Source organism: Gynuella sunshinyii YC6258 (genome assembly GCF_000940805.1).
Classification (GTDB): domain Bacteria; phylum Pseudomonadota; class Gammaproteobacteria; order Pseudomonadales; family Natronospirillaceae; genus Gynuella; species Gynuella sunshinyii.
Genome location: NZ_CP007142.1, coordinates 1,324,867 through 1,337,930 on the forward strand (window position 1 = coordinate 1,324,867; position 13,064 = coordinate 1,337,930).

At 51.9% G+C, this 13,064-nt stretch carries 7 protein-coding genes; 4 read left to right on the forward strand and 3 right to left on the reverse strand.

Translation table 11 applies throughout. The annotated features are described in order from the left end of the window. Nucleotides 1–10 precede the first annotated feature (10 nt). Complete coding sequence (locus YC6258_RS27095; protein WP_052830102.1) at nucleotides 11–499, reverse strand: MarR family winged helix-turn-helix transcriptional regulator; 489 nt, start codon at nucleotides 497–499, stop codon at nucleotides 11–13. Between YC6258_RS27095 and YC6258_RS05935 the strand changes: the two genes are divergently transcribed. Beyond that, on the forward strand, nucleotides 491–1,414 hold the full coding sequence (locus YC6258_RS05935; protein ID WP_245627012.1) for an MFS transporter: 924 nt from the start codon (nucleotides 491–493) through the stop codon (nucleotides 1,412–1,414). The two genes, YC6258_RS27095 and YC6258_RS05935, sit on opposite strands and share 9 nt — an antisense overlap. A 101-nt stretch (nucleotides 1,415–1,515) precedes the next feature. Here YC6258_RS05935 and YC6258_RS05940 read toward each other — a convergent pair whose 3' ends face one another. After that, nucleotides 1,516–2,484, reverse strand: coding sequence for a 2-hydroxyacid dehydrogenase (locus tag YC6258_RS05940; protein ID WP_052830104.1), 969 nt, complete (start codon nucleotides 2,482–2,484; stop codon nucleotides 1,516–1,518). Beyond that, a complete protein-coding gene (locus tag YC6258_RS05945; protein WP_044616208.1) occupies nucleotides 2,481–3,965 on the reverse strand; it encodes a methyltransferase domain-containing protein in 1,485 nt (494 codons plus the stop codon). The genes YC6258_RS05940 and YC6258_RS05945 overlap by 4 nt, the downstream gene beginning before the upstream one ends. Nucleotides 3,966–5,010: 1,045 nt before the next feature. On the opposite strand from YC6258_RS05945, the gene YC6258_RS05950 reads away from it, so the two are divergent. From YC6258_RS05950 to dbpA, 3 genes are all read left to right on the forward strand, one after another. Beyond that, nucleotides 5,011–10,011, forward strand: coding sequence for a diguanylate cyclase domain-containing protein (locus YC6258_RS05950; RefSeq protein ID WP_044616209.1), 5,001 nt, complete (start codon nucleotides 5,011–5,013; stop codon nucleotides 10,009–10,011). A 33-nt stretch (nucleotides 10,012–10,044) separates the two neighbouring features. Continuing rightward, nucleotides 10,045–11,457 (forward strand): hypothetical protein, encoded by a 1,413-nt coding sequence (locus tag YC6258_RS05955; RefSeq protein WP_052830105.1) that lies wholly within the window; start codon nucleotides 10,045–10,047, stop codon nucleotides 11,455–11,457. 208 nt (nucleotides 11,458–11,665) lie between these two features. After that, nucleotides 11,666–13,057 carry an ATP-dependent RNA helicase DbpA gene (gene dbpA, locus YC6258_RS05960; RefSeq protein ID WP_044616210.1) on the forward strand — a complete coding sequence of 464 codons (1,392 nt, stop codon included), beginning with the start codon at nucleotides 11,666–11,668 and terminating at the stop codon, nucleotides 13,055–13,057. Nucleotides 13,058–13,064: the final 7 nt, after the last annotated feature.

Below are 13,064 nucleotides of genomic sequence, written 5' to 3' on the forward strand. Positions count from 1 at the left end.
GATTGGGTGTTCAGTCGTCTTCATCTCCGGCTCTGACATGATCGGCCAGGGCCCGGTTCAGTCGACCGGTCAGTTGTGACAGCGACTGAAGGTCCGCTGTTGGCCAGTCCTGCAGGTTGTGGCTCAGGCGCTCGATGCGTAGCCGGTTCATGTCTTCCGCCAGGCTGGCGCCCAGTTCTGTGCGTCGCACCAGGGTGCTGCGACGGTCAGCGGGGTTGGGAATTTTGATCAGCAGTCGCTGTTTTTCCATGGCTTTAACCTGACGGGTGACGGTGGAATTATCCAGCATCAGGCGTTCCGCCAGTTCCCCAATGCTCAATGGCTCATTACGCAACTGTAACAGCAACAAATAATGCGCCCGCTCCAGAGGGTAATTACGTCGTCGTGATACTGCTTCAAGAATTCTGACCAGGGTGGCCTGCTCACTGCATCGGGCAGTGCATTCTTTTACTATTTTGCATTTTTCACCATTCTCGCGTTTGCACCGTTTGTGTTGCAAATGTCCGCTCACTCGGTGGGGCTGATATTTTTTGGCTGGGGCATTCTGCTGGCGTTGTTTTCAGTGCTGGTGGCACCACGGTTACAGGCGCAATTCTCGGCGTTGCAGATCCTGACCGGTTGCCTGAGTCTGTTGGCGCTGATATTGGTTGTCATGGCATTTGGTTCCGTGACGGTGATCGCCACATGCGTGGTGCTGTCCGGTGCGGTTATGGGCGTCTGCAATACAATTTATACGGAAATTGCGCTGGAAATTTCCGATGCGCCACGCCCGGTGGCATCGGCCGGTTATAACTTTATTCGTTGGTTTGCCGGTGTAGTCGCCCCCTTTCTGGCACCGCTGCTGGCAGAGTATTTCAGTGCTCAATTGACGTTTGTGGTGGCTGCGGGTGCGGCGGTGGCGGCATTTGTGATTCTGTGGGTTTATCGTCAGCATCTGCAACGCCCGGAACAACCGGTGAGTGCTCTAGCAGAGAGTTCCACACGGCCATTGCTGTTGGCACTGTCCGGCCATCAGCCAGCGCACCATGTGTTGCAACAGACCATTGATATGGCCCGTCTGCAGCAACGTCCGGTAGAGCTGGTGCATATACGCACCTGGGAAGTGGTCGAGACGGATGCTATCGATGTGGAGAGTCAGGAGCGGACAGGTAAGTTGATCGATGAGGCGGGCAGGATACTGGCGCAGGCGGGGCTGAGTGTTCGGGTCAGTCTGCTGGAAGCGCCGGCCAGCCTGTTGGTGGAGACCATGTTGAAGCTTATGTCCGAACTGAATGTGTCGGGTGTCATTCTTGGCCGTCACGACCCGTCGGTCCGCAACCATTTGTGGCATGGCAGTCTGGTGGATGCGCTCAATCAAAAAGCCGGTGCCGATGTAGAGCTGGTCGTGGTTCCGGCGACCCTGTCGCAATCATGAACAGGTAAGGTGCGGGAAAAATAGGAAACCGCAGGCAGATACCGCGCCATCGCTATCAATAGCATCGTGCCTGTTTTTTTATCCGATGCCGACGATGCGAATCAGGAGAACTTTGTGACCGGCAGAGTCGATAATGTCCGCTGTACTTCCGCGACCGCGCCATGACAGAGATTTTCACGGCTGTCGAGAGTGTTGGTGGCAATGTGTGGAAATATCAGGCAATTCGGCATTTGTCGCAGCGGGTGTTCCGGTGGCAATGGTTCGGGCTCGGTGGTATCGGTCAGCAGCATGGCCAGTTGACCCGATGCCAGAACCTCTGTCAGTGCCTGATGATCGCAGATTTCACCTCGTGCCACGTTCACCAGAATGGCGTGCGGTTTGAGGTTCCGCAGAGTATCTCGATTCAACAGGTGATAGGTTTCCTGACTGAGGGCGCAGCTGAGCAAAACGGCATCCGCGTTGGCCAGTAGCGCTTCGAGCGACTGATAGTGCGCCGCAAATTGCTGTTCGACGTGAATTTTGCGGGTGCGGGAAAAGTAATTTATGCGGGCACCAAATCCGTGTAGCCGTCGGCTGATTTCCGTACCGATCTTGCCCATACCAATTATCCCGATGGTCATGTCAGACAGCGCGCGCCCTTGCAGGTTACCCATGAAGTGCCAGGGTTCGTCATTACCATCGCTGGTATCTTCCTGAATATGGCTGTCCAGCCGGCGAATCCCGATCAGCAACAGGGCAACGGCATAATCGGCCACCGCATGGGTGGTCACCGCCGGCACATTGCAGACTTTCACCCCGGCCTGATGACAGGCACGTTTGTCGATGTGATCGGTTCCGGTACTCAGGGTGGCAATGACCTGAAGTTGATCACCCGCCGCATCCAATAGCTGCTGATTGATCCTGTCTTTGTAGGTGCAAACCACCGCATCATAGTGTTCGCATTGCAGGCAATGAAGCAGTTCCTGTTCGGTCATGGGGCGTGACTGGGAGAAGACATCGACCTGAAAATCCCGGGACAGATTTTGTAATATCCGGGTCGGCACCTCGGCGGTAATAAAGATCTTTTTCATGAGTCCGTCCCGGTGCTGACCGTGATGTTCAACCACTGATTGTGCTCTGCTGACAGTGAGCAGTCACAACTGGCATCGACAATAGACTGAGTAGTGGTCAGGGTAACTTCTGTATCGATCAGTGGAATCGGATTGGTGTGCCATACGCCGGGATTGATGATGACGCCATGACTGCCGTCGGCGATAAATGCCTTAAAATCCTGCGCTTTGGGATGATCTACCGGAGCTGCCAGCACGTACAGCAACGGTACACCAGGACAGTAGAATTTTTGTCCGCTTTCGACGTGCTGGTTGAACCATTCGATAAAGTATCCATGCTGTTCATCCCGATAGGCGATGTTCTGGTAACAATGTTCCAGCACTTCATTACGGGCATGCAGAATTTCCTGCTGCCATGTCATGGTCATATCATCGGTGCCAAGGGGAGCCAGACCCCGCCCGGTTTCCATTCGCTGTGGATATTTTACCGGCCAGCTGTGTTGTGGAACCGGTGGGTGTTGTTCCAGTGGTTGATCATAGGCGTACAGGGTTCCCAGTTCGGCGAGATTTTCCCGGGTCAGTGGTTCTGCTGTGATACGGCAGAGGTTGCGCCCTTCGATCACGGAGCGAAGATGCGGATGTTCCAACCGGGTGGATTTGTTCATCACAAAACTACCCCAGGAAAAATTACCCTGGAAAGCCGCATTGACTCTGTCGTTCAATGATTGACGGAAATTATCGGCATATTTGGATGACACTCCGTTGTCGACCAGTCGGTCATAGTGTTGATCGATCTGATCGATCATTTTGCGGAAGTTGATCGGCAGGTGATGACTGAGGTCGTGATAGCTTAAATGGTAAAAACCGTTTGCCATGCACAACCGGATATAGTCACTTGGACTGGCAAGATCGCGAATGGCGTTACGGTCGCTGAAGGTATGGGTGTCCTGATTCAGCTCCCCCTCCATAATATCGCTGAAGACCAGCACGCCTCCGGGTTTTAACACCCGCCAGGCTTCTTTGATCACGGTATCCTTATGCTCCGCGTGGCAAAAGGCTTCTTCACTCCAGACCAGATCAAACTGCCCTGACCACTTCCCGGGCAGATTGTCGAAGCTGCATTGTTCTATCTTGATCAAATCATCAATGCCCAGCTCCTGAGCCTGTTTGCGATTAATTTTGTTTTGTTCCGGACTGATGTTCACACAGGTAACATGGCAACCAAAATGTCCGGCCAGATAATGTGCGGCACCACCGGTACCGGAGCCGAGATCCAGTATGGATGCCTGGGGCAGGTGAACACCACGTTGTTGCGCCAGTTCCTGCAAATGTCGAATGATATTTTCACTGGCAGTCTTCATGGTTTCGTTTTCGGAAGGATAGATGCCGTAATGGATATTGAAACCGCTGTCCCCCATTACTTGCCGGTAAAACGCTCGTCCTTGTGGTGAATCGTATTGTTCCAGAACCTGTGAGCTGATTTCATAACTGACTTGTTTCATAGTGCCTCCGTAAATGCCGCTGGGGTTGGCAAATGGATGCCGTTACCCAACAGTCGGTGATCATTTCGTTTGCGCTTGAATGTGAGTGCGTCTGACGCAGTGTCATACAGGGCAATAGCCTGCAATGTATTTTTCCACCGAAGCGGACGGAAAAGAAAATGCTTGAGCGAACGTAGATACGTTTTCAAAACCCCGGTTCAGATTCTGAAACGTATTGAAGAGATTTCATAATAAATCGATGTGATACGCTTGATTATGAAATAGCTTCGGTATCGCTGCTGTTGAATACCATCGTTGTGCTGGTCTCAAAATACGCCGGCAAAGTTATGCGAGTAACATGCCATATAGTTAACCCTTTATTTTCAACCGGTTGTGAAATTATATGCATTATATTGTGGCAGTCTCATGGCAAAGGCACGAAAACTGAACATGTTTTAACGGCTCATTTGAAGAATGTTGTGCATAGTACTGTTGTGGTATAGATGGTTAATATGCTTTTTTATTGAGTGTTTTTTATGGCCTTGTTCCAGGTATCTCTGAATAATTATCCGGGCCATGATTGCCACATAAAAAAACCTTCTCAAAATCAGTCAGTTATGACTTATAAACTCCTGCTTTTCATAAGTTTTTCCTGGAACTGACTCCCTTCGGCAATACTGTCCGGAGATTTGTTGCAACGATTTGACTGACTTCTGTTGGTTAACCAAATAACGGTATCGGCTGTTGAGAATCATCCGGCATTCCTATCAGCAGTTCCTGGTTTTCTGGTTGTATTTCAGAAGATGGTTGTTTTTTTTGTAAATTTCCAAATACTGCTAAGCTGATGCAAAGATCTCAATACGGATGTGAGAGTTTTTTCATATGTTCACATTCCGGTCCAAAACAGGGTGGCAGGCCGAATAAACAACCGGCTTCAATCTCAATCAAGGAACATCAGAAAAGCCCATGACCGGTATGATGACAAGTGTCACTGACGGCTTACAATTTATTGGCTGGGGAAATACTCATTTTATGAGAGTTTTTAAAAATATTGACGGAGCCTTGTGTGCCTGCTGTTGAGTTCAATCAGGTAACCCTGCTGCATACAACGGCCACTTCGGATCTGCTGTCGGCGACTGATATTCATGGCCGGCCGCTGCTGCTTAAACGCAGCAGATTCGAGGTGCCGGGTGTGTCCCATCTTGATATGTTGAACAATGAATGTGCGTTGCTGGAGTTATGTTGCCATCCCGCCGTCATCCAGCCTTATGGTGTTCAGTTGTGGCAGCAACAGCCAGTGCTGGTACGGGAATTTTTTGTCGGCCAGCCACTGGACGAACTAGTTGCCACTGCTACCTTACTGCCAGAGACGTTTATCGATCTGGCGCTGCTCATGAGTGAGGCAATTGCGACGGTGCATCACGCAGGCGTCATTCATGGCAATCTCAATCCGAGCCATATTCTGGTTGCTGAAGATCTGCGGAATATCCGGGTATTGGGGTTCAGTCAGGCATTTCGTATTCACAGCGGCTGGAAAAACCGACCTTACCCGCAAGGAGGGGATCCTCTCTATCAGGCACCGGAGTTTGATCGCCAGCATACTGTCCCCATGACTGAAAGCGCAGACATCTATGCCCTGGGTGCCATGTTTTATCTGATGCTCAGCGGGCAATCGCCCTATCTGTCAGAAGCAATCACCCGATTGCGGCTGAATAAAATGACCACTGAACCGGGTGATCTGCTTGAAATGCGCCAGGATCTGCCAGATGTGGTTGTGGCCATCATCATGAAAATGATGGCCAAGACACCTGAACAGCGTTATCAGAATCTTGCTTCGGTTGTCGTGGATCTGCAGATTTGCCGGGAGGCGCTGAAAAGCGGTCACAGTATTCCTGAATTCAATATTGATCGTGCCAGCTTCATGACCAGTCTGTTTGCCAGTGATCATTTATATGGCCGTCAGGAAGCCATAAGTTCTCTGCAAGATGCCTTGCATAACTGTCGTGGAATGCCGTTGTCGTTTGCGTTGGTGCGTGGCTCTTCCGGTATCGGTAAATCCAGTCTGGTGGAAGCCTTGCTGACCCGTCAGGGACAGCAGTCGTTCCGGTGCGCCAGGGTCAAGTTCGACCAGTTTCGCACCAACAGTCCGTTCGAGCGTTTGTTTGCTTCACTGCGGGAATTGTTGCGCCAGCTGCTGGTTGAACCCAAGGAGGTACGGAGACGCTGGAGTGAAAAGTTTTCCACCATTCTCGGTGCCGAAGTGCAGATATTGATTGATGAGCTGCCGGAACTGGCTCGGTTTATCGATCAGCCGGCAGCACCTGCATCGTTGGCACCAGGTGATGCCAAAGTGCGACTGCATCGGCTGTTGACCCGCTTTCTGCAGATCCTCTGCGAGCCGGATTGTCCGCTGTGTCTGTTCCTGGATGATCTGCAATGGTCTGACAGTGCTACGCTTGAATGGCTCGACAGCGCCCGTTACGAACTGTCGTCATGTCTGGTGATTATGACCTTCAGAGATACCCGTGAGCACATCACGCCTATGCTGGAGGGCTTTCTGGAGCGGCTGGAGAGCGATGATGCCAGGGTACTCGATCTGACCCTGAGTCCGTTGGCGACAGAGACCATTGCCGAGATGTTTATTACGCAGTTATCCATGTACTCCCAGGCGGCCCATGACCTGGCCAGGGATATCTTCAGTAAAACCCATGGCAATCCGTTCTTTATCATTGAGTATTTGAAGCAGGCGCAGGAAAACAAAATGATCTGGTTTGATCCAGTCAGTTTTTCCTGGTGTTATGACCGGCACCGACAAAGCGATATTGCCATCAGCGATAACGTGGTGGAATTCCTAAGTCACCGGTTTGAGTTTTTACCATCAGAGGTGCAGATGGTATTGAAAACCGCCGCCTGCATTGGCAGCCGTTTTGAGATCACAATTTTACGCTCGCTGCTGAAGACCATCGCGGTGGAAACAGCCATCAGTCAGGCCGTGGAAGGTGGCTGGCTGTTGCAACAGTTGGAACAGAGTCGGCAGATTTACATGTTTTCCCATGACCGCATGCAGCAGGCCGCGCATTCTCAATTGACCCAGCAACAGATCCAACAAATTCACTTGGAGATTGCCAACTACTTTTTCCAGCTTGAGTGCCGGAATCAGTATTTGTTCGAGTGCGTGAACCACTATAACACTGCACTCGGACTGGTCGAGCAGGAAAACCTGCTGCTCGACATTGGTGAATTGAATCTGGCCGCCACCCGGCAGGCCAAAAAAAACGGCGATTTCCCTCTGGCATTACGCTATGTCCGTACCGCCATGGAGTTGCTGCTGCCTCACCACGCTGATGTCGTTAAGAAAGCAGAATTGTTGCGGGAGCGGGCTGAATGCGAGCATCTTTGCAACCATCGCGAGGAAGCGCTGGAATATTATCGGCAGGCTCTCGACAGCACATGGGATCAACAGCATAAAACCTTACTGTACGAACTGCTAATCAAGTTTCACACCGATGCCGGAGATTTTGAGACAGCTTATAACACCGGCCGGACAGCTCTGCAGGAGTTGGGACAACCAATTGCAGCGGGTTTTAATCCGGTTCTGTTCATGGCCGATTTTATGCGTTTGAAATGGCGTTTGCGTCACTACCGGCCGGAACAATTATTGGATTTGCCTGAAGCCACGAATGCCACGGCCATCGCGGTCATCCGGTTATTATCGGCCATGCAGAAGGCAGCCTATCAGCTTCGTCCTCAGCTGTGTGTGGCGCTGGCGGTGCGGCAACTGGAACTGTGTCTGTCTTATGGCAATACCCGGGAAGCGGTCATCGGATATATGGTCTTTGGGGTGATTTTCCTCTGTGGTGTCAGGGCAGACTATCGCCTGGGTTATGAGTACGGTCAGCTTTCCCTGGCCATGCTCAAACGTTTTAACAACGAGATGCAAAGTGCCGAGGTATCGTTCGTATACGGCTATTTTGCCCATTCCTGGAACTCCGCGGTTACGGATACCGAGCGTTACTTTCAGCAAAGTTATGAACAAGGGCTCGCAATCGGTGACTGGTTTCATACCGGCTGTGCCACCGCTGCACATATGCAGAGTCTGTTTATGCGCGGTGTCAGACTGGATCGTATTCTCGAACGTTGCGAGACCCTGCAACCGACTTTGCAGAGAATCGGAGCGATGGAACATGAGCATGTGCTGACCGGCATCCGCCAGGCAGTTCTCAATCTTCGTTTTCCATCACAACAGTTACCGCAGTTCGCAGTGGGTGAATTCGTTGAACAGGAATATCTGGCCCGGCTGGAGTCCTACGGTTCTCGTCATTTTGCGCATTTTTACTATGTGAACAAACTGTTCGTGCTGTATTTACTGGGTCATTATCAGGATGCCCTGACGGTATTGCAGCGTAGCCGGACATTCTTGAAAGATTCCCGGGGCATGCTGCACTGTGCTGAACATTACTTTCTGGAGGCCATGCTGATCGCCAGACTGGCTGAACAGGAAAATGGTTTCCGGCGTCAGGCTTCGGTTATGCGTGTCAAGCAGATCGTCCGGCAGTTTTATCGCTGGTCGCAACAATGTCCGGAAAATTTTCTGGATCGCTATCAACTGATTAAAGCTGAACTCACCCGTTTACAAGGACATTCCCAGCAAGCAATTCAGCAATATCTGGAGGCGGCTCAGACTGCGCAGTTTCAGGGACACCTGAATCTGCAGCTGATCAGTCATCTGCTGCTGGCGGCACAATATGTCCGGCTGGCGCAACCCAAAGCCGCGGAAAGTCATGAAGCGGAAGTCTGGCAGCTGGGGAAAAAGTGGGGGTTGTTTGATCATGATGGCAGCAGTGTCAACAAGATATTGCCGCACCGCTCCATGAATATCGGCACCGATACCCTGACCCGCTCAGCTGAGGCGCTTACCGGAGAACGGCGGTTGCCACAACTGCTTGAAACCCTGATGAACATTATTCTGGAAAATGTCACCGCCCAGCGCGCTATTCTGTTGTTGCAGTGTCATCAGGAATTGTCTGTGGAGGCACGGGTTTCGGTGGATACTGAGCAGCCTGAAGTCATGCTGAATGAGCCATTATCGCAGTCGCGTGAATTACCCCTTACGGTTATTAATTATGTCAGCTCTACTTTGGAGCCCATTATCGTTGACGATGCCCGCCATTCTCCGTTGTTTATCAAAGACCCATACATCCATGAGCATCAGGTGTTATCTGTTCTGTGTGCGCCGCTAATGTTACAGGGGCAGTTGAAGGGCATTATTTATCTGGAAAACAATGCTGCCCCGTCGGTGTTTACCAGGGATCAAATGTCACTGCTGAATTATCTTGGCGGCCAGATCGCCATCTCCATTGAGAATGCCAGGGTCTATCAGACGCTGGAGCAGCGGGTCGGTGAACGTACTCACGATATCGAGATCCAAAAACAGGAACTGCAGGCCCAATACGACATGATCCGGCTGCTGAACGTGCGTTTGACCAGAGAAAATGAAGAACGCCGACAGGCCGAAGAGCAGCTGCGACAGGCAAATATCAAGCTGCAACAGCTGGCCCGAACCGACAGTCTGACGCAATTGGCTAACCGCCGGCATTTTAATGAGTTCCTGCAACAACAGTTTTTGTATTGTCGGCGGGAACACAAAACATTATCACTGCTGTTGTGTGATATTGACGAGTTCAAAGCGTATAACGATCACTATGGCCACCAGCAGGGTGACGAGTGTCTGAAAGCCGTGACCCACTGTCTTCAAATAGTGGTCAACCGGCCGGGTGACCTGGTCTGCCGCTATGGTGGTGAGGAATTTGCCGTGGTATTGCCGGATACCGGTCTGCAGGGAGCATTGCAAGTGGCAGACCGGATTCATCAGGCATTGGCGCAGGCTCAGCTGGAACATCGGGTGTCCTCGGTGGTGTCGTATGTGACCCTCAGTATCGGTGTGAGCTGTGGTCCCGGAGACAACCAGGAACAACTGATCCAACTGGCTGACAAGGCTCTGTACCAGGCCAAGCACCAGGGGAAGAATTGTACCCATGCTGACCAAATGGAATTACAGCTGCCATGACCTTTCATCCCTTCGACCACAAGGAGACTGCAGATGTTCTGCAAACATTCGTTTTCAAAAATTACGCTGGCTTTTTTGGTACTGGCCGGCATGGCCCAGGCAGATACCAAAGTAAATCCCTATGCCGTCAATGATGGCAATATTCCTTCACCATCAGAATATCAGGGGCCGCTGTTTCAATTGCACGTGAACTACCCGGAACAGCTGCCGCGAAAGATCAATATGCCCTGGCGTAAAGTACTGAATGGCCAGCCGTTGACCAAAGAAAATGCCTATCCGTTTGTGATGGCGCTGAAACAATTTGTGGATGATCCCATGCGGACATTTGTCACCCGGCCGGAGGCATGGAACAAGAATGCTCAGAAAGGCTGGTATAGCATGTTATGGGCCGGAGAGAGTATCGCTGCCACTGGCTGGGAGGGCCGTGATGCCATTTATGGAACCTATACCGGCCAGATTCAGCCGGCCTCGGTGTATAAGGACTCAGGTCTGACCGTGGATGTCCGCAATCACGCCGCCATCTATTACAATCAGACCGCTGCTTATGCGCTGCACAAAGTTTGGCAGCAGTGTAATCCGGAGACTCGGATTTGTCCTCCCAGTCTTAGTGACGGTGAAGCACAGTTTCCGGAAGGTTCGGTCATTATCAAAGCCGCCGCCGCGACAGCCACACCTGAACAATGGCCGGTACTGCAAGGTGCGGCCAAGTGGCAGATCTACCGCAAACCGTTCAATCTGCACGGCACTATCGAAAACGCCCGGCCGGTGGTCACTGATGTTCGGGTTGCGATTTTTGACATCATCGTCAAAGACAGTATTGCTGCACCAGAGACGGGCTGGGTGTTTTCCACCCTGGTATACGACCGCGATGCTGAGGGCAAGGATGCCTGGGATCGCATGGTGCCTCTGGGAGCCATGTGGGGTAACGACCCCGATGTGAACTCCTTTCAACATCCAACCATGCCATTGCAGGAGACCTGGGTAAATCCTGAGGCACCGGCCTATTCGACGGTCACCCTCGGTTATGGTGGCCGGTTGTCAGGACCGTTTGATATTGCGGTGAAAACCGATGTATATGTTGGTGAGAAACTGGTGCCGGAACTGCGTAGTTCAGCCTGCATGAGCTGTCACGGAACGGTTGCTTATTTTCCCGGTTACGATCAGATGCTGACATATTTCTATCCGGCCAAAAGACCAATTACTGAACCACTGCGCATGTATGTCCCGGGTTCAGAAGGTTGGAACCGCTGGTTCCAGAATCGGCCGGGCGATGAAACCCAGTCGACAATAGCCGGTGCTATCGCGTTGGATTACAGCACCTTTCTGGAAATGGTGCTGATGAACTATGCTTCCCAGGATCAACTCGCACGTGGCGTGTTCGATGAGGAAGAATACGAGCAATATTGGGACGCATGGCGTATTCTGCAGTCCGAATTCAGACACTGATACATACTACCCTGCCGGCACCTGTCGGCAGGCACTGCTTTAGAGAGCTTCTGAAAATGGTCTGTTTTCGTGCAGGACGTTGTCAGCTCCGTCCGAAGGCGGCACTCTCTAATCTTCATGTGCTCCAGTAAACTGCGGTTTTGCCAGCGGTGCTTCCCGGCCTGCATCAAAACTACTCCTATTTTTTAGAGGTCTCTTAGATTTATACATGTCACAGTCATTTTCAGAATTACCGCTGTCACCAGCGATGCTCGACAACCTGAACGCCCTTGAATATCACCATATGACACCCGTTCAGGCGCAGGCGTTGCCGCTGATTCTGGCGGGGCGGGATGTGGTGGCCCAGGCCAAAACCGGCAGTGGTAAAACCGCCGCGTTTGGCATCGGATTGCTGCACAAACTGGACGTCAGTCAATTTCAGGTTCAGGCACTGGTACTGTGCCCGACCCGCGAACTGGCCGACCAGGTCGCCAAAGAGGTTCGCAGACTCGGACGTTTCACCCATAACATAAAAGTATTGACCCTGTGTGGCGGCATGCCTTTGGGACCACAGATCGGCTCGCTGGAGCATGGTGCTCATGTGATAGTTGGTACCCCGGGACGATTGATGGAGCATTTGCGCAAACAGACCCTGTCTCTGGCGAACCTGCAGACGTTGGTACTGGATGAAGCGGACCGTATGCTGGACATGGGATTCAGCGATGCCATTGCCGCCATTGTCAAAGAGTGCCCCTCTCAGCGTCAGACGCTGTTGTTTTCGGCAACCTATCCCGAACAGATCGACACCATGGCCGGCCGTTATTTACAACAGCCGCAGCGGGTTGAGGTAGAGTCGGTCCACCATCATGAAGTAATTGCCCAGCACTTTTATCCGATTGACGCGCGGGCTCAGGGATACCGGTTGATTGAACGTCTGCTCGCGACCCATACGCCGGAATCAACGGTTATTTTCTGCGCCACCCGGCAAGAATGTCAGGAGCTGGCTGATCAGCTGGCAGACGATGGTTATTATGCGCTCGCCATTCATGGCGACATGCAGCAGCGCGAACGCGACCAGGTACTGTTGCGGTTTGCCAATCGTAGTTGCTCGTTATTGATTGCCACTGACGTGGCTGCCCGGGGGCTCGACTTCAAAGCCCTGGACCTGGTGATCAATTATGAACTCCCCAGGGATCCTGAGGTTTATATTCATCGGATGGGACGAACCGGCCGAGCCGGCGAGCAAGGGCTGACCATCAGTCTGGTGACTGAGCGGGATATGCACCGGTTGGAACGTATAGAACAACTCACCAGACAGCCCCCTGAATGGCATCATGAGGATGAACTGGCCCTGGCGGATCAGGGCGGTATGAAACCACCGATGGTGACCATTGCCATCGATGGTGGGAAGAAAAATAAAATCCGTCCGGGAGATATCCTGGGAGCATTGACGGGAGATGCCGGTTTTGCGGCGGATTTGATCGGCAAAATTGATATTTTTCCGTTTCATTCCTATGTGGCTGTGCAGCGTCAGCAGGGTAAGGCGATTCTGGCCCGGTTGCGGGATAGTACGATCAAAGGACGTAAACTGAAAGTCAGATTGCTGGACCGGCTAAAGTAATCGGTGA

Excerpts from the sequence above, each read along its gene's own strand:
- YC6258_RS05940 (WP_052830104.1), bottom strand. The coding sequence starts at position 2,484 with ATGAAAAAGATCTTTATTACCGCCGAGGTGCCGACCCGGATATTACAA.
- YC6258_RS05955 (WP_052830105.1), top strand. The coding sequence starts at position 10,045 with ATGTTCTGCAAACATTCGTTTTCAAAAATTACGCTGGCTTTTTTGGTA.
- YC6258_RS05945 (WP_044616208.1), bottom strand. The coding sequence starts at position 3,965 with ATGAAACAAGTCAGTTATGAAATCAGCTCACAGGTTCTGGAACAATAC.
- dbpA (WP_044616210.1), top strand. The coding sequence starts at position 11,666 with ATGTCACAGTCATTTTCAGAATTACCGCTGTCACCAGCGATGCTCGAC.